The sequence below is a fragment of the Kosakonia oryzendophytica genome, assembly GCF_027886705.1.
GTDB lineage: Bacteria > Pseudomonadota > Gammaproteobacteria > Enterobacterales > Enterobacteriaceae > Kosakonia > Kosakonia oryzendophytica.
In genome coordinates, this window is sequence record NZ_CP115659.1 from 3938912 (window position 1) to 3962533 (window position 23622).

Below are 23622 nucleotides of genomic sequence, written 5' to 3' on the forward strand. Positions count from 1 at the left end.
GGATGCCTCTACCCTTACGATTTAAAAATCGTACAGTAACAAGAAAGAGTCCGCTTGGTCAGAGCACCTCATTACTATCGCTGAATAACGTCTCTCAAACTAATCAATGTCTTGTTTCCACTTTCTGTAATTGCCTGGCGAAAGGTGATATTTTTTTGTAAAAACGCGCGTGAACGTTTGTTGAGAATCATAACCATAACGCTCTGATATAACGCCTATCTTGTCATTGCTTATACATAAATCCTGTGCAGCTTTTTCCAATTTTCTGTTACGGATATATCGTCCCATACTAGTTCCTGTATTGAGAAAAAATATGCGCTGTATATGCCATTTTGAATAACCTGAACGCACAGCAATATCTTCTATCCTCAACGGGAGACCGAGATTATCATCAATCCAGGCAAGCAATGATTCAATAACCTGGTTCGCTAAGTTCATTATCATCCTCCTGCCAAGATTATATTTAAGCCCACAAGATTACATTATCATTATTATACCCATGCAATTTTTAAAATATTTCACCTGCGCCTTAATAAAAAAGCTAACGGCACACACAGAAACATAAATAGCATTAACAACAGATATGTCTCATTATAGGAAATAACTAACGATTGTTTCGAAATCTGACCAGCTAAATGTGCCATCGCTTTTGCCTCAGCACTCCCATTATTCCCCCATGCTGCAGAAAGCGCATTCATGTGAGATTGAACAACGGATGAACTGGCATGCACTGACTGACGTAACAACGCATTATGTAATAACTGTCTCCGATCTAAAAAAGTGCCGATGAACGCTAACCCTACGGCACCGCCCAGGTTACGCGCCATATTATATAACCCTGCAGCATCTCCGGACTCCTCTTTAGATACTGCGGCCATTGCAGCCTGATTGAGTGGCATCATACACAGCATCTGCGCAAAGCCACGTACAAGCTGCGAAAAGATAAAATTTTCACCCGTGCTCTGTGATGTAAGACCTGTATCCAACAGACAACTTACCGCGAACAGTAATAATCCGGGAATGATGATTAATTTACTGTCTATCTTTGTGACAAGCCGGGGAAGTACAGGCATTAAAAGCAGTGCCGGGATTCCCGCTAATAGTAATATCTGCCCGGACTGCTCAGCATTATATCCCGCGACTTGAGAGAGAAACTGAGGAACCAGATAGGCAATGCCGTACATCACAATCCCGGTGGTAAAGATGATGATAATTACCGAAGAGAAATGGCGATTGTTCAGCAACGACAGACGCAATATTGGCTGTCTGGCATATTTTTGCGATAGCAAAATTAATCCCGCACCTGCCAGCGAAAACAGAAAGAGCCAACAAATGAGTGTGGATTCGAACCAGTTCAGCCGCTGCCCTTCTTCGAGGAAAGCAATCAGACTACTCAACCCTAGCGCCAGCCCGCTGATGCCTATCCAGTCAGTGCCGATAAATGCGTTAGGTCTGATCGGTTCAGACGGTAATCCCCACATCAGCATCAGTAACATGACCAGACAGATCGGGCCATTAATAAAAAAGCACCAGCTCCAACTTGCGTTTTCTGTTAGCCATCCACCTACAACAGGCCCAAGTAATGGGCCCATAATCACCGTCAAACCAAATGCTGTCATACCCGTAGGCAATTGATGAAGCGGAAGACGCGTTCGAACAATAGATTGTGCTGTCGGTATCATCGCGCCACCGCTGAGTCCCTGCCCCACGCGGGCAGCAATTAACATCGGTAAACTCGTGGACATCCCACATAAAAAGGAGAAAAAAATAAAGAGAGAGGCATTTATTACCAGCAGATTACGCAGACCAAGCAGTCTGGTCAGCCAGGCAACCATAGGGATCATGACAATTTCGGACATCATATATCCTGTCGATATCCAGGTTCCCTCTGTCCCTGTTGCACCAATAGCACCTTGAATTTGTGGTAATGCCGAATTCGTAATGGAGATATCAAGCGTGGCCATTAATGCGCCTGTCGCTCCCGCGGCGACAGCAATCCAGTCAGTGAGGGTGGCATTCACCAGGTGTTTATTTTTCTCAACCATGTTCAGCCTGTTTTTCATGCGTGTTGACTTCGACACTGACTGATAATCCCGGGATAACGGCCGCAGGCAGAGTAAGATTATCTAATCGGATACGAACCGGTACACGTTGCACTATCTTCGTGAAATTTCCTGTGGCGTTTTCCGGTGGCAATAAGGCGAATTCAGACCCGGTACTGGGGGCAAAGCTATCGACATAACCTGTAAATGTCTTACCTGGAAACGCGTCAATATGGACACGTACGGGTTGATTTTTTCGCATTCCACCCACCTGCGTTTCCTTGAAATTGGCAATAACATAGACATGGCGTAGGGGCACAATTGACATTAAACGTCCGCCCGGTTGGATAAATTGCCCGGCCCGTACGCCTAAATCACCTACCTGCCCATCCTGGGTACTGCGTAACACGGTGTCCTCCAGGTCGAGCTTATTACGCTGGAGATCCGCTTTCGCGCCCTCCAGTTGCGCGACATAAGCCTGGTGCTGTGCCCGACTTTCCACGAGCTTAGCCTGGGCAACTTTCACTCCGGCATCAAGCGCCTGCAGTTGTGCATAAGCTTGCTGACGAGCGTTTTCCCGCTCATCAAGTTGCTGACGGGTACTGGCACCCGCTTTCACCAACGGCTGGTATCTGGCCAACTCACTGTCTGCGTGCTCAGCGGCAAGCCGGGCAACGCGTTGTTGAGCGGTAGCCTGAATCACTTGTGCCTCGAGTTGCGACATGTGTGCTTCAACCTGTACTTTGCCAGCTTCCAGATTGGCAATATTTGCCAGACTCTTATCAATAGCGACGCGATACTGACGACTGTCAAGACGGAGCAGAGGCTCACCTTTTCGCACGGTCTGGTTATCACTGATGAGCACATCTTCGACATATCCCCCTATTTTTGATGAGATGGATACGCTATCGGCTTTGATGTAAGCGTCATCGGTCTGTTCATAGAATCTTCCAACAAAACACCACCAGGCCAGGGCGCACAGACAACCGGCAAGGACTGGGAGTCCTACGAGCACGATGCGCCGTTTCCAAAGGGACATGTTTTTACGGGTAAGGTTTTCGGTATCGTCTTGTGCTAAAAGTGATAACGCAGGTGTTGAGGTTGACACGTCTTTCTCCCGATATATTATAAAAAACATAGAGTTAACCAAAACACCGCATTGCGATGCCCCCGATCTCTGCGGTTGCACTACACAGGCTTTGGGACAGTGACTATCGTTCACTTGCAGAAAATGTTTATTGGATAAAAATTTATATCGAGTATAAAATTATGCCAAGTATAATTTCAAGAAAAAGATCCCGCGGAACGAAAGGAGAGAATCGATGAAACCATCCAAATCGGAAGGATTGCGTGAGAAAAAGAAACGTCTCACACGCCAACACATTTCCGATATGGCAACGAAGCTATTCTTCGAACACGGTTTCGAGAATGTCACGGTAGCGGATGTGGCGCTTGCAGCCGATGTATCCAGAATGACGGTATCGAATTACTTCTCCCGCAAAGAAGAGCTTTTTTTCGATCGCCTCGATGAACTGTGTGAGCTACTGGAAAAAACCTTGAGGCAACGAGAAGCTCGCTCGCCTGTTGCTGCTTTACGGGAACTAACAGAGGAGTTATTTGACCAAAAGCATCAAATGACGATGAGGCATGAGGGTGTTGTGAAGTTCTGGCAAGTTGTAGCAGAAAGCCCGTCGCTTCTGAACTATGCATTATTGCAATTTGATGAGATCAGCAAAAAACTGGGACGCATGATGGCGAAAAGTGCAGGAGAGGAAGCCACAGATCCAACGGCTCATTTACTGGCAACAATAATCGGTAATACATGGCGTATCGCTTATACCGACGCATTACAACGTGAACAGTCAAACCCAGGCGAGTTAAATACTAACGTCATGAAAGATATCATTATTCGTGGATTCAATGCTGCTGAAGCAGCCGCACGGGATACCCGGTATATTTAAGGTATTGTGCAGAAATGGGTGGGGGCCCTGCCAGCTACATCCCGGCACACACGTCCTCTGCCCTGGCTGCTTCCTTCCGGACCTGACCTGGTGAACAGAGTAGCGTTGCGGGAGAACCAACAGAGCCCCCATTGAGAGCGTTGTTAACCAACGCGCTGGCGCATTATCCCTGTCCGGGGTGGCAATTGCAAGCCATGCCCGGACGGATGCTGGTTTCTTGCACAATCCACTCTTCACAGCATCCACAAGGCTGTTTATGCTGCCAATTCACTCTTCAGGAACTGATTATGGAAAGAGAGGATTCGTTTCCGCAGCGCGTCTGGCAAATCGTCGCTGCTATTCCGGAGGGCTGCGTCACCACGTATGGCGATGTGGCAAAACTGGCAGGCTCACCACGCGCCGCACGGCAAGTGGGCGGCGTACTCAAACGCTTACCAGAAGGCAGTACGCTGCCGTGGCACCGGGTGGTAAATCGTCATGGCCAAATATCACTGACCGGGCCGGATTTACAACGTCAGCGTCAGGCGTTGCTGGCAGAGGGGGTGGTGGTCGCCGGGAATGGGCAAATCGATATGCAGCGCTACCGCTGGAACTATTGAAGGCTCCTCCCCAAAGGAGAGGAGCAAAGGTGCGGATTAATACTGTGTCGGTGCCGGCGTGGCGGAAGAAGGGTTCACCTGCGTGGGTGACGTTGACGGCACCGTCGTTGCTGCGCCGCCGCTCTGCTGCAACGGTACGGCGGTTTGCTGTACCGGCACCAGCGTCAGATCAACTTTGGTCCCCCCCTGGTTGATAACCGGCTTAACGGTATCGGTAATAAAGACAATTTTGTCGTTAATGGTAATCGCCGCGCTCAGCAGGATACGCGCATTGGGTTGAACATCCGCCGGGTTAAACGGCAGCACGAAACTGAACGGCGCTTGTTTGCCTTCGGTACGCACAGCTTTTTGTGCAATCACTTTCGACGGCGCGTCAGCCAGTGACGCATCAGAAACCGTGACGGTTAATACGGCGTCCGGCGGCAGCGCCACTTTCTGGCGGATCCAAACCGTACCGGAAACGTTAGGTTGCGCAATGGCGGGTTTATTGGTCGCCGCAGGCGCATTCGGGTTGGGTGCAGGCGTTGGAATATCGCCGCCCTTATGGGCGCAGGCGGACAGTGCAACAGCCACTGCTAAACCACTTAACATGTGCACGAGTTTCATTGAATTCTCCTTATCGTCAATGCACCGGCAGGATCGCGCCCGCCAGGATGTGTGGTTAAACCATCGTAACGAGAACAAGTGTGGCACATACCCGCGATTTCTTCCTGTAAACCCCCTACTATTCAGATTATTGCACCCATCAGACCACTTTCATTTCCAGGTTATAATCAACAGAGCATTCGCTTTGTCGGCTGTTATTTATCTGAGGAAACTATGAGTCAAGCGCTTACGAATCTGCTGGCATTATTGAATCTGGAAAAAATTGAAGAAGGTCTGTTTCGTGGACAGAGCGAAGATTTAGGCCTGCGCCAGGTATTTGGTGGGCAAGTGGTCGGTCAGGCGCTGTATGCTGCCAAAGAGACCGTGCCCGTTGACCGCCTGGTTCACTCCTTTCACAGCTACTTTTTACGTCCGGGCGATAGTCAAAAACCTATCGTCTATGATGTGGAAGTCCTGCGAGATGGCAACAGTTTCAGCGCCCGTCGGGTGGCGGCCGTGCAAAATGGCAAGCCGATTTTCTATATGACCGCCTCGTTTCAGGCGCCTGAGCAAGGTTATGAACATCAGAAAACCATGCCTTCTGCGCCACCGCCGGACTCGTTGAAGTCCGAAACGGAGATCGCCCGCGATCTCTCCCATCTGTTGCCGCCAATGGTCAAAGAGAAATTCATCAGCGACAAACCACTGGAGATCCGCCCGGTTGAGTTTCATAACCCGCTGAAAGGCCATGTTGCCGGTCCTGAGCGTCAGGTATGGGTGCGCGCCAATGGTCCCGTGCCGGAAGATTTTCGTGTCCATCAGTACCTGCTGGGTTACGCGTCTGACTTCAATTTCCTACCGGTTGCCCTACAGCCTCACGGCGTGGGTTTTCTTGAGCGCGGTATGCAGGTCGCTACCATCGATCACTCTATGTGGTTCCACCGTCCGTTTAATATCAACGAGTGGTTGCTCTACAGCGTGGAGAGTACTTCGGCTTCCAGCGCGCGCGGCTTTGTTCGCGGCGAGTTTTACACTCAGGATGGTGTGCTGGTCGCCTCCACAGTGCAGGAAGGCGTGATGCGTAATCGTGGTTAATCGCCAGAAAGTAAAAGACCACCTTCTTAGAAGGTGGCTTTTGAGAATGCCCCCTGTAAGGGGGGCTATTGTCACTTTCCGCTTACTACTCTAGCAATTCCATTTGCTGTTCATGTATTTGTTCCGTTTTCTCCTGATGCCTCACATATCGTCTGATAATTTCCTCGTTCACACCGACAGTATCTACAAAGTAGCCACGTGACCAAAAGTGGTTGCCCCATAGCTTCTTTCTTATGTGTGGGAAACGATTGTAGAGTCTGATTGCGCTGCGACCTTTCAGATGCCCCATTAGAGTTGATATCGAGATTTTCGGCGGGACTATTACGACCAGATGTACATGATCTGGCTGAACATTTAGCTCCAGAACCTCACAATCCTTTATTCCGCAGAGAATGTAGATTGTCCTGTAAAGTTCCTTGCCCAACTTATCTTTCAGGATTCTGAAACGGTACTTAGGCGTCCAGACTATGTGGTATTTACAACGCCAATATACATGTGATGAACTCCTGTAAAGCCCCATGTCGGTTTGTCTCCTTTTACTTGTGGTGAGTAAGCAGAGATATTCCGGCATGGGCATTCTTCAGGCTATAGCCTTACAGGATCAATCACCACCTCCCCAGGAGGTGGTTTAGGGGTGACAATGAAAAGCCTCCCATCGGGAGGCTTTTTTATGCTCAGGAGATAACGTCACTCAATCAGGCGTTGTAGGCGTTTTCGCCATGGCTGTTCACATCCAGACCTTCACGCTCTTGATCTTCCGGTACACGCAGACCCACTGTCATGTCGGCCAGTTTGTAGCCGATAAAGGCCACCACACCGGACCACACAATAGTGATAGCGATACTTTCTAACTGCACCAGTACCTGGTGGCCCATGGTGACACCCTGGGCATAACCTACGCCGCCCAGAGACGTGGAGGCGAAGATACCGGTCAGGATACAACCGACGATGCCACATACACCGTGCACACCAAATACGTCACATGGATCATCGACACGCAGCATACGTTTCAGTGCGGTAACGCCCCACAGACCTGCCAGACCAGCAATCAGACCGAGGATCAGCGCACCACCCACACCAATGTAACCACAAGCCGGGGTTACGCCAACGAGACCGGCAATAGCACCAGAACAAGCCCCCAGCAGAGACGGTTTACCACGCATTGCCCACTCACCAAATACCCATGAGAGCACAGCCGCAGCCGTTGCCACCACCGTGTTCACAAATGCCAGGCCTGCGATTTCATTCGCCGCAGCGGCAGAACCGGCGTTGAAACCAAACCAGCCGACATACAGGATCGCGGTACCGGTGAAGACCATCGGCAGGTTGTGGGGTTTAAACGCTTCTTTGCCAAAGCCCACACGTTTGCCAATCAGGTAAGCACCGACCAGCCCGGCGATAGCGGCGTTGATATGTACAACGGTACCGCCCGCGAAGTCCAGCGCGCCATCAGTCGCCAGCAAACCGCCACCCCATACCATGTGCGCAATCGGCACATAGGAAAGCGTCAGCCATACCACCACGAAAATCAGCACCGCAGAGAAACGAATACGCTCTGCCAGCGCGCCAACGATCAGACCGACTGTGATGCAGGCGAAAGAGCCCTGGAACGCAACATGAATGTACTGATAAATGGTGCCCATCACAGCGGTCAGCTCAATATTTTTCAGCATCACCCAGTCAAAGTTGCCGAAGAAGCCGTTGCCGGTGCCGAACGCCAGCGAGTAACCGTAAACCACCCACAGAACGCACACCAGTGCGAATGTTACGGTAACCTGCGTCAGCATGGAGAGGACGTTCTTGCCACGGATCAGACCGCCATAAAACAGCGCAATGCCCGGAATCGACATGAACAGCACCAGCGCGGTGCAGATCATCATAAAGCCGTTGTCCGCTTTGTCCGCAACAGCGGGAGCCGCCATTGCCAGACCCGGCAGGAGTGCCAGGGAAGCGAGCGTTGTTTTTAATGTTGTGTTCTTCATTTTTCCATCCCTATCACTGTGTGCCTGGTATTACAGTGCCGCTTCGTCGGCTTCGCCGGTACGAATACGAATGACGCGTTGCAGCTCGGCAACGAAAATTTTGCCGTCGCCAATCTTTCCGGTGTAGGCCGCTTTGCTGATGACATCGATCACTTCATCAAGCTGATCATCAGCAATCGCCACATCAATTTTCACTTTCGGCAGGAAATTGACGCTATATTCCGCACCGCGGTACAACTCGGCATGACCCTTCTGACGTCCGAAACCTTTTACTTCTGTTACGGTCAGCCCTTGAATACCAATAGAAGACAGTGCTTCACGAACGTCTTCGAGTTTGAATGGCTTAATCACCACGGTAACCAGCTTCATAGATCCCCCTCCAGTCGAAATTCGATAATGGCCGCAGCTAATACATAAGAGATATTGCAAGCGGTGTGCCAAAAATGAAAACGGGGAGGATTTCAGTTTGTTAGTGCGTGCGGACGGGGAAAAGGTGAAAAAGGCAAAACGCAGGTAATGGTTCGGAATGTTCCTGGCAAAGAAAAACGCACCACGATAGTGCATGGTGCGTTACTTTTTTGCACCAACAGAGAAGAGTCTCAGTGGCGTGCTTAATTTTGGTGCATTACGCGATAAGCGACTCTTCGCGCGCGCTGGCCGCCAACTCTTCACCCGCCAGTTGCAATTGATACATCTGCCAGTAGCGTCCTTTCGCCGCAAGCAATTGTTGATGCGTACCGCGCTCAACAGCCTGGCCGCGATGGAGCACCAAAATGGTTTCAGCCTCGACAATCGTCGACAATCTGTGGGCAATCACCACTAACGTTGTCTGTTCCCGGACAGCGGCCAGCGCCTGTTGGATCGCCTGTTCAGTCCCGGAGTCGATATTGGCTGTCGCCTCATCCAGGATGAGGATCTGCGGCGTATCCACCAGCACACGCGCCAGCGCCAGCAACTGCTTCTGTCCAACGGACAGATTATTGCCCTGCTCACCCAGCCGCGTATAAATACCCTCGCTCATCCCCCGTGCCAGCTCCGCCAGTTGCACCACTTCCAGCGCATGCCAGACTTGCGCTTCGCTGATATCACGCCCCAGCGTCACGTTAGCGAAAAAGCTGTCAGCCAGCACTACCGGATCCTGCTGCACCATTGCGATACCTTTGCGCAATGCATCATGGCTAAGCGTAGACAGCGGGCGACCGTCGAGACGGATTTCCCCTTGCGTTAACGGGTAGTATCCCATCAGTAAGCTGGCGAGCGTGCTCTTACCGCTACCCGTGTGCCCCACCAGCGCAACAAAGCTGCGTGGTTCAACGTGCAAGGAAATGTCCTGCAACACCTGCTGATCTTCGCGGTAGGCAAAAGAGACATTTTCAATGTCGATGGCGCCGCTGTGCAGTGGCGTATCATCATCACCGTAAGACTGGCGTGGTCGGTCCATCAGCTCAAATACGCGCTCACCCGCGACCACCGCCTGCTGCAACATCGACTGCTGAGTAGTCAGTTCAATCAAGGGTTCATTCAGACGACCAAGGTAGCTGATAAAGGCGTACAACACCCCGACTTCAACCGTACCCGGAGAAGAGAAACCGAACAGCATCAGCAAGCCGCACAGCACCAGCGCAGAGAAAAGGCTCAACAATGGGCGCAGCAAAAAGCCGTCCAGCCGCAGGGTTTGCATACGCGCGAGGTAATGTGAACGGCTGGCGTCGCCCAGTTGCTCGCCAAATCGCGTCTGCTGACGGAACTGCTGGATCACGCTCATACCGTTAATGATTTCATTAAAACCGTCATTAATATCCGCCAGGTACGCGCGCATCCGCCGCACAATCGGCGTGCTGTAACGCTGATAGATCAGCATCACGATCAGTACAGCCGGGAAGATCGCCATCGCCACCAGCGCCATGCGCCAGTCAAGGCTGAACATCGCCACCAGCATCGCACCAATCAGCGCGGCGCTGCGCAACACCGTTGCCACTACTGTGACGTACAGATCGCGGATCACTTCCGTATCGTTGGTCACACGGGAGATAATTTGCCCGACAGGCTGAACATCAAACTCGCTTAACGGCTGACGTAGCGCGGCGTCCATCACGTCGGTGCGCAGTTGTTGCACTACCCCCACCGCCGCCTGGTTGAACAGTAGCGACTGCGAATAATGCAACAACGCCGCCAACAGTTGCAGGCCGACATACACTGCCGCCATCCCCACCACCAGCCCTAACGGCAGATAGCTCTTCGCCACCATATTGTCGATAAAGTAGCTGATCAACGCCGGGCCAGAGACTTCCGCCGCCGCCGCGACCCACAGCATTAATACCGCTTTCAACAAGGATTTTCGCCATGGCGAGCCATATTTCAGCAGCCGTTTCAGTGTTGGCCACTGTTTACCAAAATTACGCATCGATGGCCTCCTCCGGCGCATCCGTCAGCGCAGCTTCCAGTTGTTGATAACGGTACATGTCACGATACCAGCCTGGCTGGCGGGAAAGTTGCTCATGCTGACCACGCTGAGCGATATGCCCATGTTGCATTACTAAAATTTCGCTGGCTTCCGTCAGCGCCGACAGACGATGGGCACTGATGATCACCGTTCGTCCTTCTCCCCACTGGCGCAGATTGTGCAGAATCTGATGCTCGGTGCGCCCGTCCACGGCGGAGAGCGCATCGTCAAGAATTAAGATCTCCGCATTAAGCAGCAACGCGCGGGCAATAGAGATACGCTGTTTCTGACCACCGGAGAGCATTACGCCGCGTTCACCGACTTCGGTGGCGTAGCCCTGCGGCAGACGCAAAATATCCTCATGCACGCTGGCCAGTCGGGCCACATGCTCGATCTCTTCCTGCGTCGCTCCCGGTTTACCCAGTGCAATATTACTGGCGACGGAATCGGAAAAGAGGAACGGCGTCTGATTCACCACTGCCAGACGACTGCGCCAGGCATCCAGTTTAAGCTGCGGCAGCGGCACTTCGTGAAAACGGATGTCCCCGTCAGTCACATCAAAATGGCGCTGAATTAGCGACAGTAACGTACTTTTCCCTGCGCCTGTCGGGCCGCAAATGCCCAGCATCTGCCCTGGGTTCAGCACCGCACTCACATTGTTCAGCGTAGGTTGTTCCGTTTGCGGGTAACGGAATTCGCGAATGGCGATAGTCAGGTTGCCACGGCCTTCCGGCACGGGCTGGCTACCATCTTTCACCACCGGCATCTCTGCCAGCATATCGCGAATACGGCTATAGGCCGCGCTACCACGCTCGACAATATTAAACATCCAGGCCAGCGCCAGCATCGGCCAAATCATCAACCCAAGGTACATGGCAAAACTGGTGAGTTGCCCGAGGGTTAAGCTGCCATTTACTACCATCCAGCTTCCGCCGCCGATGGCCAGCATGTTCGCCATACCAATGGCAATATAAATGGTTGGATCGAAACGGGCGTCAACGCGCGCCACACGCATATTTTTCGCGCCGGTATCCGCCGCTTCACTGGCAAACAGCGCAGACTGGCGATCTTCCAGACCAAACGCCTTGATCATGCGGATGCTGGTCATGCTTTCCTGCGTGCGATCGTTCAGCGCGGAGAACGCCGCCTGCGCCAGTTTAAAGCGCTGATGCAGCTGATCGCCGTAGCGCTTAATCACCAGCGCCATAATTGGCATTGGCAATAACGACAGCAGTGTTAACTGCCAGCTGATTTGCGTTGACATCACTACCAGCACCACGCAGCCCATCACCAGTGAATCTACCAGCGTCAGCACGCCTTCCCCGGCGGCAAACACCACACGATCCACATCGTTCGTCGCGCGAGCCATCAAGTCACCGGTACGATGGCGTAAATAGAATTCCGGATGCTGGCGGCTTAGCTGGCGGTAAAAATCCTCGCGCAATTCAACGGCCAGCTGATAAGACGCACCAAACAGCCAGACGCGCCAGACATAGCGCAGCAGGTAAGTGACCACCGCGACGATGACCAGCAGGCCCACCCACATCCACACCTGTTGCGTGGTGTAATGGTGTTCGGTCACGCCATCCACAATAACGCCCACCACTTTCGGCGGAATAAGCTGAAGGATGGCTATGATAATAAGTAGGGCTACTGCGCCGAGATAGCGTCGCCATTCCCGGCGAAAATACCAGCCTAACTGAGCAAATAATCGCACGCGGTTACATCCTGAACGTGATTTTCCGGCTGTCGGTTAACAACCGGGAGGGTTATTCAATGGGCAAAGCCGTGGTGTATTTTATCTGTTCCATGGCGAAGCTAGAAGTGACATCTGACAGCCCCGGCACGCTGTTGACCAGTTTCTTATAGAAGTCATCATAGCGTTTCATATCCGCGACCTGCACCCGCAGCAGGTAATCATACTCCCCCGCCATACGCCAGAAACCCAACACTTCAGGCATCTGCGTCACTTCGCTGACAAAGCGACAATACCATTCGCTACTGTGATGCTGGGTTTTGATCAGCACAAAAGCGGTCAGGTTTAAGCCCAGCTTTTCGGCATCCAGTACCGCCACACGACCGAGCAATATTCCGTCGTCTTCGAGGCGTTTCAGACGTTTCCAGCAGGGCGTGGTGGTCAGATTAACGGCATCTGCCAGCGCCTGCAAAGAGAGCGAACAATCCTGTTGCAGCAGCGAAAGGAGCTTACGGTCAACTTTATCTAACATATCCCACTCCGGGAGAAAAAATTTCTCCTTAGAGTCTATATCAAAGGCTAAAAGGCAACCTTTTTTTCTTCTGCTTTCGCTAGACTGGGCACAAAATGACAAACGGAAACGCACCATGAATAGCTGGGTTAAATACGCCATTAACGAGATCAACGCCGATGCACAGCGCTCAGCAGATACGCATCTGATTCGGCTGATGCTGCCGGGTTTTCCGGGGATCAATCTCTATCTGAAAGATGAAAGCACCCATCCTACCGGCAGTCTGAAGCATCGTCTGGCACGCTCACTGTTTCTGTACGGTCTGTGTAACGGTTGGATCAAAGAAGGCACGACGATTATAGAAGCCTCTTCCGGTTCCACCGCCGTTTCAGAAGCCTGGTTCGCCCGCCTGCTGGGTTTGCCATTTATCGCAGTCATGCCCTACTGCACGGCGAAACGCAAGGTTGAACAGATTGAGTTTTACGGCGGCCGTTGTCACTTTGTGGATAGCGCCTGTGAGATCTACGCCGAATCTGAACGGCTGGCGAAAACGTTGAATGGTCACTATATGGATCAGTTCACCTATGCTGAACGCGCCACCGATTGGCGAGGCAATAATAACATCGCCGACAGCATATTCCGGCAGATGAAAAACGAACCCTATCCGCAGCCCGATTACATCGTCATGAGCGCGGGAACAGGCGGCACCTCAGCCACCCTTGGCCGCTATATTCGTAGCCAGGGCTATGACACACAGTTGCTGGTGGTGGATCCGGAAAACTCAGTCTTTCTTGATTACTGGCAACAGCGCGACGCCAGTTTGCGCAGCCCGGTGGGCAGTAAAATTGAGGGGATAGGCCGCCCGCGCGTGGAGCCTTCATTTATTGCCGATGTGGTGGATGAAATGTTGCGCGTACCGGATGCCGCCAGCGTCGCCACCGCGCAGTGGCTGGAAACGCAACTGGGCCGTAAAGTTGGCGCGTCTACCGGCACCAATATGTGGGGCGCATTACAACTTGCTGTGAGGATGCGTGCCGAAGGGCGTCGTGGGGCTATCGTGACGCTGCTGTGCGACAGCGGCGACCGCTACCTCGATAGCTATTACAACCCACAGTGGGTGGCGGCCAACATGGGCGATATTACGCCCTGGAGCGCAGAAATTACCCGTCTGGTCCAGGCATAAAAAAAGCCGGGTAACAGTTACCCGGCTTGCTGGAAAAATCGTCGTCATTCGGGGGAATAAGGAAGATGTGGTGTGTCCAGCCAGTGTGTCAAAAAGTGAGACACCGCCTGATCGCGGCAGTGCCCGATAACCGGTAAATGAGGCAATGCCGCCCGCAGTTGCGGCATGGCGTTGCCCATAATCATGCCGTAGCCCACGCTTTCAAGCATTTCCCGGTCATTCATCGCATCGCCAAACGCCATACAATCCTGCAACGTATAACCCAGCGACGCGCTCAGTACCGCCAGCGCGGCACCTTTATTGCAGCCTAACGGCAGTACTTCCAGGCAATATTCTGCGGAGAAGCATAAATGCGCGCGCTCGCCGAGCGCCTCATTAAGCTGAATACGCAGCCGGCAAAGATCATCATGCTCGCCAACAAAACAGATTTTGGTGACATCGTAAGCCGATAACCGCTTGAGATCTGCCAGTTGGTAGGTAAAACCGCTTTGCATATGCGCTTCCAGCATTTCCGGAAAGACGCGATCCGTCAGCCAGCCCGAGTCATTAAAAACATGAACGGTAGCTGAGGTTTCCCATTTGCTGTGCAGCACCCGATCTGCCACTTCCGGATCCAGATCCTGCCGATACAGCACATCACCTTCCCGGGAGTGGATGCGGGTACCATTGCCGGTAATCAGAAATGCATCCAGCGCCAGGCTTCGGGTGATGCGCTGCATCTCAAGAGCATGTCGGCCGGTGGCAAACGCCAGAGTGATTTCGCGATCGTACAGGCGACGGAGCGTAGCCAGTGTTTGTTCGCCAAAACGATGGTCGGGCATTAACAGAGTGCCATCCATGTCAAAAGCGGCCAGACGAGCCATAAATATTTCTCCGAATAGGGTGCCGTTGTGTTGCTATCCAGTATTGCCTGATATATACGGAAGTAATACTGAATAGATAAAAATTATTGTTCCGGGTTTATGCGACAACTCAATCGACTCCATCAGTACCAGCGACTGTGGCACGCCACAGATGGCGAAGCGCAATCCGTGAGCGTCGCCGAGCTGGCAGCGCGCTGCTTTTGCAGTGAGCGTCATATGCGCACGCTACTGCGACAGATGCAGCAGGCAGGATGGTTAAGCTGGCAATCGCAGTCCGGGCGCGGTAAACGGGGTGAGCTGCATTTCCGGGTGACGCCTGAATCGCTGCGAAGCGAAATGCTGGAACAGGCACTGAACACCGGACAGCAGCAAAATGCGCTGGCTCTCGCACAGCTTGATGCCGACGACCTGCGCACTTTGCTCAATCCGTTCCTCGGCGGTTTCTGGCAAAACGAAACACCTACGTTACGTATTCCCTACTATCGACCGTTGGATCCTCTGGTACCTGGTTTTCTTCCGGGCCGCGCGGAACAACATCTTGCCGGGCAAATTTTCAGTGGATTGACCCGCTTTACGCCACGCAGCACGCTGCCGCAGGGCGATCTGGCGCACCACTGGGATATCAGCAATGACGGTCTGTCCTGGCGTTTCCATCTGCACTCAACCCTGCACTGGCACAATGGCGATGCCGTCACCGCCGGGCAATTACAGCAACGATTACTGCTGTTGCTAGAGCTGCCTGCGCTTCGTAAGTTGTTCGCCAGCGTCGACGGCATTGAGATCACACATCCCTGGTGTCTGACCTTTACACTGCACCGACCTGACTACTGGCTGGCACATCGTCTTGCCAGTTATGTCAGTTGCCTTGCGCATCCGCAGCACCCCCTCATCGGCACCGGCCCATTTCGACTGTTGACCTTTAGTCGGGAACTGGTGCGCTTGGAGAGCCACGATCACTATCATTTGGGTCATCCGTTGCTAAAAGCCGTCGAGTGCTGGATCACGCCGCAACTGTTTGATCGGGATCTGGGCACCAGTTGTCGGCACCCGGTGGAAATTGCTATTGGCGAACCGGATGAGCTTCAGCATTTACAACCCGTGAGTAACAGCATCAGCCTGGGATTCTGTTACCTTGCTCAACGACCGGGCGCGCGACTGAGTCAGGCGCAATTACGCCGTCTGGTGCAAATTATTCACGATACGTCGCTGTTACAGACACTGCCGCTGGATGAAAACCTGATCAATCCCACCCGTGAATTATTGCCTGGCTGGAAAATGCCGGACTGGCCGCCACAAAACGCACCTCTGCCCGAAAAACTCACTTTGCTCTACCATTTACCGGTTGAACTCCACACTATGGCAGAACAGTTGAAGCGTTATCTCGCCACGCTCGGCTGCGAACTGACGCTTCTCTTCCATGACGGTAAAAACTGGGATGGGTGTACTCAACTGGCATCTGCCGATCTGATGATGGGAGACCGCTTAATTGGCGAAGCGCCGGAATATGCCCTTGAACAATGGCTGCGCTGCGATCCACTGTGGCCAAACCTGATGAGTGCGCCACACGTTGCTCATCTGCAAACCACCCTGGACGCCGTACAACGTCAAGCCGATGAACGAGAACGTAATCTGGCGCTACAGGATGTGTTCAACACGCTAATGAATGATGCGATCCTGACGCCACTGTTTAATTATCAGTACCGTATCAGTGCGCCGCCCGGTGTTGAGGGGATTCATTTGAATACCCGCGGCTGGTTCGATTTTGCCGAAGCCTGGATACCGGCCCCCGCGCGGTGAAGAAGCTGGTCGCTGTCGGCGGCACGCGCTACCATAGTGTTTTATTTGTGATTGCCAGGAAGAATTATGAAACGTGCCGTTGTTGTGTTTAGTGGCGGACAGGATTCCACAACCTGCCTTGTTCAGGCATTGCAGCAATATGATGAAGTTCACTGTGTCACCTTTGATTATGGCCAGCGTCATCGCGCCGAAATCGACGTGGCGCGGGAACTGGCGCAGGTGCTTGGCGCACGTGCCCACAAAGTGCTGGATGTCACCCTGCTAAATGAACTGGCGGTAAGCAGTCTGACCCGCGACAGCATTCCTGTGCCGGACTATCAACCCGACGCCACCGGCATCCCGAATACCTTTGTGCCAGGGCGCAATATTCTGTTTCTGACGCTGGCGGCGGTGTATGCGTATCAGGTGCAGGCTGAAGCTGTGATCACTGGCGTGTGTGAAACAGACTTTTCAGGTTATCCGGACTGCCGGGATGAATTTGTCAAAGCGCTTAACCATGCCGTAAACCTGGGGCTGGCGAAAGATATCCGCTTCGAAACGCCGCTTATGTGGATCGATAAAGCCGAAACCTGGGCGCTGGCCGATTACTGGGGCAAACTGGATCTGGTGCGTAGCGAAACGTTGACCTGTTATAACGGTATCAAAGGCGATGGCTGCGGCCATTGCGCAGCCTGTAATCTGCGCGCAAACGGCTTGCAACACTACCTGGCGGATAAATCCGGCGTGATGGCGACAATGAAACAAAAAACAGGCCTGAAATAATACGGATATGCAGACCGGGCTCGTGGTGACCGTTCCGGTCTGCAAACTGGCAATACGATTTGTGTATTTACTCAGTCGCCTTCACGGATCATCTTTTCCAATTTTTCCCGTAGCTCTCCTTCCAGCGCCAGCGCTTTTTGGGTTTTCAGATCGATACAGACAAATGTCACCAGCGCATCCGCTACGACCTGCCCTTCCGGATCTAACGTAACGACCTGACTCAACACCCCGCTTTTGCCATTGATCTGCTGAACGTGGCTGGTCACGGTTAACACATCGCCAAGCACCGCCGGACGACGATAGTTAATGTTGATATTGACCACCACAAAAGCGATGTTGTTGGCGGTCATCCACTTAAAACTGTCATTGTTTTCCAGTCCGTCCCAGCGTGCTTCTTCGAGGAATTCAAGATAGCGGGCATTATTGACGTGCTGGTACACATCAAGATGGAAACCACGAACTTTGATTTGAGTCTGCATAGCGCGTTAACCTTTACCGTTTATTGTTATAGAGACAGAGGTCATACTGGTATGACCTCTTTATTCTGGCAAAGATTTTCGACTACGCAAGCACCTTACAGTTTCAGGTGCGCCAGGTTGCGTTCAACCAGCGCGCCCCCCATTCCTGGCACCTGTTTAAGATCCTCCAGCGTCTTGAAGGGACCGTATTCATCCCTGTAGCTGATAATAGCTTGTGCCTTCTTAAGACCGACGCCATTCATCACTCTCGCCAGCTCTTCCGCACTTGCGCTATTAATGCTGATCCGGGCACCACCCTCCTCTTCCGTGGTTTTTGCTGAATCCTGCGCTTTTGCCTGTAGTGAAGAAGAGGCATCGCTTTTGCTCTGTGTAATCGGCGGTTTTGCCCCTGCTGCTGGTGCGGCAAGGGCGCTATAACTCAGAGCCGAGCACGCAACGGTAAGGGTAATTAAAAGTGCTTTGATTCCATGTTTCATCCTGTTTTCTCCTTTGTTTTCAAAAGCAAGGCAACGATACCCAGGAGAGTAAGAACGGACAAACGGCAAAATCATAAAATGGAAAAGGCCGCGAAAGCGGCCTTTGAAGATTGCAAAACGTTGCAAATTTTTGAGAGGTTCTTCGAACCTCTTGCGGCTTACTGCTGCTCAGCCATGCTGCCAAGTTTGATTTTGGCTTCTTTACGCAAATTACTCATCAGTGCTTCAAAAGCGATCTGCGCATTATTCTGCGTGATGCCCTGAACCATCGCTTTCTTCTGCGCATCCGGCATGCTGCCTGCTTTAACTTCATCCAGCGCGATAATCACAACGTTGCCCTGCTGATCGCTGGCAGTGCCGAAGGAGGGTTTATCCTGCGCTGGCAACGGCAGGTTAAAGGCAGCCTGGCTGATCGGATCCTGGCTGACACGGCCCAGCGTTTTTGCCTGACTGAAGCTCAGATTTGCCGCTTTCAGTGCATCATCACCTTTACCCGCTTTCAGGTCGCTAACCAGTTTTTCCGCATCCAGCTTCGCCTGCTGCTCTGCTTTGGTATGCTTCACGATCTCGCTAACCTGCGCTTTTACATCATCCAGCGGTTTGATGGATTCAGCTTTGTGGTCGGTAATACGCAGCACGAATGCGCGGTCACCATCAACAGTAATGATATCGGAGTTACTGCCTGGCGCGCCGTTCTGTCCAACCAGACCACCATTGAAAATAGCGTCGCTCACGGGTTTAAAGTTCAGCTCTTCCGGCAGATTATCGCGACCAAACCACCCGGTCTGCACGGCTTTAGCACCTGCTGCCTGCTCTGCGCCGGCCAGAGATTCATTATCATTGCTCGCGGCTTCGCTCACTTTCTGTTGCAGTGCATACCAGGCATCCAGCGCTTTTTCCTGCTTCACTTTCTCTGCCAGTTCGCTGCGCACATCGTTAAGCGGCTTAATCTGCGCGGGCTGAATGTCATCAAGACGCGCAACAAGGAAACCGACAGAAGATTTGATCACACCAGACAGCTGGCCTTTCTCTTTGAGACCGGCGTTTTTCAGCTCATCCGGGGTTGTACCCTCTTCCAGCCATCCCATATCACCGCCATTACGGGCAGAGATAATGTCAGACGATTTCGCCTTTGCGACGGTTGCGAAATCAGCGCCTTTATTCAGCTCATCCAGTACGGCCCTGGCTTCGTCTTCCGTTTTGGTCTGAATAATGCTGTAACGATTACGCTGTGGCTGAGTGAACTGATCCTGATGCTGATCGTAGTAAGCCTGAATTTCCGCATCACTGGCGTTTTCCTGCATCGCGGCCGCATCCAGCTTGATGTAGCTCACGCGGAACTGCTCTGGCGAAACAAAACGGCTCTTGTTCTGATCGTAATAGCTGGCAATTTCCTGATCGCTGGCAGTCTGTTTGGCCGCCAGTGCATTAACGTCAATCACCGCCTGGCGCACAACGCGCTGCTGAGCGACCAGCGCCGCCAGCTCATCCGTTTCACCTTTCAGCATAAAATCGGTGCCTGCGACCGCATTGATCAACTGCTGGGAGGTTAACTGGTTACGTAATGCTTGCGCGTATTGATCGGCGCTCATGCCCATTTGATTTACCAGAGCGTTGAAACGGGCATTATCAAATTTGCCATTGGACTGGAAAGCCTGGGTCGAGAAAATGGCTTTTTTCACCTGCTCATCGCTGATACCAAGGTGTAATTTTTTGGCGTACTGGTCCAGCAGCGCTTCGTCAATCATGCGATTAAGCACCTGCTGACGTACAGATTTCATGTAGTTTTCGTTAGCAGCCAGTTCGGAAAACCGATCGCCCAACTGCTGTGCCATACGGTTACGTTCACCGGTCACGGCGTTTTCAAACTGTGCGCGGCCAATCTCCTGGCCATTAACTTCTGCGGCATAATTATTGTTACCGCCAATCAGGTAGTTACCCACGCCAGTCAAAATGAATGACACGATAATCAAACCCAGAATGATTTTGAGCACGACGTGATTCGCCGCCGCGCGTAAATTGTCCATCATGGTGTAACAACACTCCGCTGTAGGTGACTTTATATCTCAGGCAGCACAGTTGCCCGCTGCGCGTGAACGCGTATTCTGACAAGAAAACGGGGCAATTGTTAGCCCACAATGCGGATAAACTCGCAGAAAGTACATTCGGACAAAAAAAAAGGCACATCTCGCGATGCGCCCTTGATATTTACCGCTATCCCTCAAGGGATAAACGATCAGTTTACCGCGTCTTTCAGTGCCTTACCTGCGCGGAACCCCGGAACTTTCGCTGCGGCGATGGTAATTTCTTTGCCGGTCTGAGGGTTGCGGCCAGTACGGGCAGCACGCTCTTTAACCGCGAAAGTACCAAAACCTACCAGTGCCACATCGTCCCCGGATTTCAGTGATTCGGTCACGGAAGCAATTAAAGCATCTAACGCACGTCCAGCCGCAGCTTTAGAGATATCAGCACCTGCGGCAATCTTGTCTATCAGTTGAGATTTATTCACTCTTCTCTTCCTCTCTTTATAATTTATATCGCACCTGCATCCTTCACAGCGCGACCGCGCAGCAGTTATATCAGGCCTCTCATGCCCTTACAACACCAGTTGTTGATGACACACCCAACCAGCAATCTAAATTAGCTATACAAAAAAAGGCTGGCAAGTACGAAATCACTCACCAGCCTTGTTTTTATCAACGCACTTTGCGCGAGGTCACTATTTTACCGTCGCAACCTGCATACCAAAGGGTTCATTCTGCAACGCAAGGCTCAAAACTTCCTCAATACGCTTAACCGGATGAATATCCAAATCAGCGACGACATTATCCGGAATCTCTTCCAAGTCACGTTTGTTTTCGTAAGGAATCAGAACAGTCTTAATGCCACCCCGGTGCGCAGCCAGCAGTTTTTCCTTCAAACCGCCGATCGGCAGAACCTGACCACGCAGGGTTATTTCACCCGTCATCGCCACATCCGCACGAACCGGGTTACCGGTCAGGCAGGAAACCAGTGCGGTGCACATCGCAATACCTGCGCTCGGGCCATCTTTCGGCGTCGCCCCTTCCGGAACGTGAACGTGAATATCACGTTTTTCGTAGAAATCACCGTTAATGCCCAGTTTCTCCGCACGCGCGCGCACGACCGTAAGCGCCGCCTGGATAGACTCCTGCATCACTTCGCCCAGTGAGCCGGTATAAGTCAGTTTGCCTTTACCCGGTACACACGCGGTTTCGATGGTCAGCAGGTCGCCGCCAACTTCCGTCCACGCCAGACCGGTGACCTGACCCACGCGGTTTTCGTCATCAGCGCGACCATAGTCGAAGCGCTGAACGCCCAGATAGTCATGCAGGTTGTCACCATTAATCTCGATGTGTTTGAGGGACGGATCCAGCAGCAGCTGTTTAACCGCCTTACGACACAGTTTAGAGATTTCACGCTCCAGACCACGCACACCCGCTTCACGGGTGTAGTAACGGATAATGCCGACGATTGCGCTGTCATCCACCGTTAATTCGTTTTCTTTCAGAGCGTTACGCTCAATCTGTTTTGTCAACAGATGGCGTTTGGCAATGTTCAGTTTTTCGTCTTCGGTGTAACCGGAAAGACGGATCACTTCCATACGATCCAGCAGTGGCGCCGGGATATTCATGGAGTTAGAGGTGGCCACGAACATTACATCGCTGAGGTCGTAATCCACTTCCAGGTAGTGATCGCTGAACGCCACGTTCTGCTCCGGATCCAAGACTTCCAGCAGTGCTGAAGCCGGATCGCCACGCATGTCAGACGACATTTTGTCGATTTCATCGAGCAGGAACAGCGGGTTTTTGACCCCCACTTTCGCCATCTTCTGGATCAGTTTACCCGGCATAGAACCGATGTAGGTACGACGGTGACCGCGTATTTCCGCTTCGTCACGCACGCCGCCCAATGCCATACGGATGTACTTACGCCCTGTTGCTTTCGCAATGGACTGGCCCAGAGAGGTTTTACCTACCCCCGGCGGCCCTACCAGACACAGGATCGGCCCTTTGAGTTTGTTCATACGGCTTTGTACCGCAAGGTACTCAAGAATACGGTCTTTCACGCGTTCAAGGCCGTAATGATCCGTGTCGAGGATCTCCTGCGCCTGACGCAGGTCTTTTTTGACCTTGCTGCGGGCGTTCCAGGGTACCTGCACCATCCATTCGATATAGCCGCGCACGACCGTCGCTTCCGCAGACATCGGCGACATCATTTTCAGCTTCTGCAGCTCGGATTCGGCTTTCTCTTTCGCCTCTTTCGGCATTTTCGCCGCGTCGATTTTACGCTTCAGCGCTTCGTTTTCGTCCGGCGCATCATCCATCTCACCCAGCTCTTTCTGAATGGCTTTCATTTGCTCATTCAGGTAGTACTCACGCTGGGATTTTTCCATCTGCTTTTTGACGCGGTTGCGGATACGTTTCTCAACCTGCAGCAGATCGATTTCAGATTCCATCATTGCCATCAGATATTCCAGACGCTCATTCACGTCGGACATCTCCAGCACGGACTGCTTATCCGCCAGCTTCAGCGGCATATGCGCAGCGATGGTATCCGCCAGGCGAGCCGGATCGTCGATGCTGTTCAACGACGTCAGCACTTCCGGGGGGATCTTTTTGTTCAGCTTGATATAGCCTTCAAACTGACTGATGGCTGTACGAACCAGAACCTCCTGTTCACGCTCGTCAATGGCGGGTGATTCCAGGTATTCTGCCTTCGCAGAGAAGTGTTCGCCGTCATCAGCAAGTGTCGTGATGCGCGCACGCTGCAGCCCTTCGACCAACACTTTTACAGTGCCATCAGGCAGTTTCAACATCTGCAAAATAGACGCCACGGTCCCGACGGTGAAAAGATCGTTTACACCCGGCTCATCCGTTGACGCTTCCTTCTGCGCAACCAGCATGATTTTTTTATCATGGTCCATGGCCGCTTCCAGACAACGGATAGACTTTTCCCGTCCCACAAATAACGGAATGACCATGTGCGGATAAACCACCACATCGCGCAATGGCAATACGGGGATTTCAATGCGTTCAGAACGCTCAGGATTCATAGAGCTCTCTCTTAGTTTAAAGTCCGCCAGGTAATCAGGTGACGTGACTGTGCAACACGCACCATTAACATGTA

General features: G+C 52.3%; 22 protein-coding genes and 1 other RNA gene. 6 read left to right on the forward strand and 17 right to left on the reverse strand.

Translation table 11 applies throughout. From position 1 onward, the window contains the following. Nucleotides 1–99 precede the first annotated feature (99 nt). The 3 genes from O9K67_RS19095 to O9K67_RS19105 form a co-directional block, all read right to left on the reverse strand. Nucleotides 100–438, reverse strand: coding sequence for a helix-turn-helix domain-containing protein (locus O9K67_RS19095; protein WP_061497148.1), 339 nt, complete (start codon nt 436–438; stop codon nt 100–102). Between the two features lie 80 nt (nt 439–518). Next, nucleotides 519–2045 carry an MDR family MFS transporter gene (locus O9K67_RS19100; protein WP_061497150.1) on the reverse strand — a complete coding sequence of 509 codons (1527 nt, stop codon included), beginning with the start codon at nt 2043–2045 and terminating at the stop codon, nt 519–521. Further along, nucleotides 2038–3057, reverse strand: a complete 1020-nt coding sequence (locus O9K67_RS19105) for an HlyD family secretion protein (RefSeq protein WP_061500127.1) — start codon at nt 3055–3057, stop codon at nt 2038–2040. Before O9K67_RS19105 ends, O9K67_RS19100 begins: the two co-directional genes overlap by 8 nt. Nucleotides 3058–3364: 307 nt before the next feature. Between O9K67_RS19105 and O9K67_RS19110 the strand changes: the two genes are divergently transcribed. Beyond that, nucleotides 3365–4003 (forward strand): TetR/AcrR family transcriptional regulator, encoded by a 639-nt coding sequence (locus O9K67_RS19110; RefSeq protein WP_061497152.1) that lies wholly within the window; start codon nt 3365–3367, stop codon nt 4001–4003. A gap of 25 nt (nt 4004–4028) precedes the next feature. Here the strand turns inward: O9K67_RS19110 and ffs are convergent. After that, an RNA gene (ffs, locus tag O9K67_RS19115) (signal recognition particle sRNA small type) lies at nt 4029–4125 on the reverse strand. Nucleotides 4126–4290: 165 nt separating this feature from the next. Here ffs and O9K67_RS19120 point away from each other — a divergent pair. After that, nucleotides 4291–4602, forward strand: coding sequence for an MGMT family protein (locus O9K67_RS19120; RefSeq protein ID WP_061497155.1), 312 nt, complete (start codon nt 4291–4293; stop codon nt 4600–4602). A gap of 36 nt (nt 4603–4638) precedes the next feature. Here the strand turns inward: O9K67_RS19120 and O9K67_RS19125 are convergent, their stop codons facing one another. Beyond that, the gene (locus O9K67_RS19125; protein ID WP_061497156.1) at nt 4639–5208 is read right to left on the reverse strand and encodes a YbaY family lipoprotein; all 570 of its coding nucleotides are present in this window, start codon (nt 5206–5208) and stop codon (nt 4639–4641) included. Between the two features lie 213 nt (nt 5209–5421). On the opposite strand from O9K67_RS19125, the gene tesB reads away from it, so the two are divergent. Then, nucleotides 5422–6282: an acyl-CoA thioesterase II gene (tesB, locus tag O9K67_RS19130; RefSeq protein ID WP_061497158.1), complete on the forward strand. Its 861-nt coding sequence runs from the start codon at nt 5422–5424 to the stop codon at nt 6280–6282. A gap of 85 nt (nt 6283–6367) precedes the next feature. On the opposite strand, the gene tnpA is transcribed toward tesB, so the two are convergent. From tnpA to O9K67_RS19160, 6 genes are all read right to left on the reverse strand, one after another. Then, complete coding sequence (tnpA, locus tag O9K67_RS19135; RefSeq protein ID WP_007369221.1) at nt 6368–6802, reverse strand: IS200/IS605 family transposase; 435 nt, start codon at nt 6800–6802, stop codon at nt 6368–6370. 175 nt (nt 6803–6977) lie between these two features. Further along, nucleotides 6978–8264 (reverse strand): ammonium transporter AmtB, encoded by a 1287-nt coding sequence (gene amtB, locus O9K67_RS19140; protein ID WP_061497160.1) that lies wholly within the window; start codon nt 8262–8264, stop codon nt 6978–6980. Between the two features lie 30 nt (nt 8265–8294). Next, nucleotides 8295–8633 carry a P-II family nitrogen regulator gene (gene glnK, locus O9K67_RS19145; RefSeq protein WP_002891893.1) on the reverse strand — a complete coding sequence of 113 codons (339 nt, stop codon included), beginning with the start codon at nt 8631–8633 and terminating at the stop codon, nt 8295–8297. A 256-nt stretch (nt 8634–8889) separates the two neighbouring features. Then, nucleotides 8890–10668, reverse strand: coding sequence for a SmdB family multidrug efflux ABC transporter permease/ATP-binding protein (locus O9K67_RS19150; RefSeq protein ID WP_061497162.1), 1779 nt, complete (start codon nt 10666–10668; stop codon nt 8890–8892). Then, nucleotides 10661–12424, reverse strand: coding sequence for a SmdA family multidrug ABC transporter permease/ATP-binding protein (locus O9K67_RS19155; protein ID WP_061497164.1), 1764 nt, complete (start codon nt 12422–12424; stop codon nt 10661–10663). Before O9K67_RS19155 ends, O9K67_RS19150 begins: the two co-directional genes overlap by 8 nt. Nucleotides 12425–12476: 52 nt before the next feature. Further along, nucleotides 12477–12935, reverse strand: coding sequence for an Lrp/AsnC family transcriptional regulator (locus O9K67_RS19160; RefSeq protein WP_061497166.1), 459 nt, complete (start codon nt 12933–12935; stop codon nt 12477–12479). A 115-nt stretch (nt 12936–13050) separates the two neighbouring features. Between O9K67_RS19160 and O9K67_RS19165 the strand changes: the two genes are divergently transcribed. Then, nucleotides 13051–14097, forward strand: a complete 1047-nt coding sequence (locus O9K67_RS19165) for a PLP-dependent cysteine synthase family protein (protein WP_061497167.1) — start codon at nt 13051–13053, stop codon at nt 14095–14097. Nucleotides 14098–14141: 44 nt separating this feature from the next. Here O9K67_RS19165 and cof read toward each other — a convergent pair whose 3' ends face one another. Further along, the gene (gene cof / locus O9K67_RS19170) at nt 14142–14960 is read right to left on the reverse strand and encodes an HMP-PP phosphatase (RefSeq protein WP_061497170.1); all 819 of its coding nucleotides are present in this window, start codon (nt 14958–14960) and stop codon (nt 14142–14144) included. Nucleotides 14961–15059: 99 nt separating this feature from the next. Between cof and O9K67_RS19175 the strand changes: the two genes are divergently transcribed. Next, nucleotides 15060–16757 (forward strand): SgrR family transcriptional regulator, encoded by a 1698-nt coding sequence (locus O9K67_RS19175; protein WP_061497171.1) that lies wholly within the window; start codon nt 15060–15062, stop codon nt 16755–16757. Nucleotides 16758–16823: 66 nt separating this feature from the next. Further along, nucleotides 16824–17519 (forward strand): 7-cyano-7-deazaguanine synthase QueC, encoded by a 696-nt coding sequence (queC, locus tag O9K67_RS19180; RefSeq protein ID WP_061497172.1) that lies wholly within the window; start codon nt 16824–16826, stop codon nt 17517–17519. A gap of 71 nt (nt 17520–17590) precedes the next feature. On the opposite strand, the gene O9K67_RS19185 is transcribed toward queC, so the two are convergent. From O9K67_RS19185 to lon, 5 genes are all read right to left on the reverse strand, one after another. Beyond that, the gene (locus tag O9K67_RS19185) at nt 17591–17998 is read right to left on the reverse strand and encodes a YbgC/FadM family acyl-CoA thioesterase (protein WP_061497173.1); all 408 of its coding nucleotides are present in this window, start codon (nt 17996–17998) and stop codon (nt 17591–17593) included. Between the two features lie 95 nt (nt 17999–18093). Next, nucleotides 18094–18474 (reverse strand): helix-hairpin-helix domain-containing protein, encoded by a 381-nt coding sequence (locus tag O9K67_RS19190; protein ID WP_061497174.1) that lies wholly within the window; start codon nt 18472–18474, stop codon nt 18094–18096. 158 nt (nt 18475–18632) lie between these two features. Then, a complete protein-coding gene (gene ppiD / locus O9K67_RS19195) occupies nt 18633–20504 on the reverse strand; it encodes a peptidylprolyl isomerase (RefSeq protein ID WP_061497175.1) in 1872 nt (623 codons plus the stop codon). A gap of 206 nt (nt 20505–20710) precedes the next feature. Then, nucleotides 20711–20983 (reverse strand): nucleoid-associated protein HU-beta, encoded by a 273-nt coding sequence (gene hupB, locus O9K67_RS19200; RefSeq protein ID WP_007373541.1) that lies wholly within the window; start codon nt 20981–20983, stop codon nt 20711–20713. A gap of 210 nt (nt 20984–21193) precedes the next feature. Further along, a complete protein-coding gene (lon, locus tag O9K67_RS19205) occupies nt 21194–23548 on the reverse strand; it encodes an endopeptidase La (RefSeq protein ID WP_061497177.1) in 2355 nt (784 codons plus the stop codon). Nucleotides 23549–23622 lie beyond the last annotated feature (74 nt).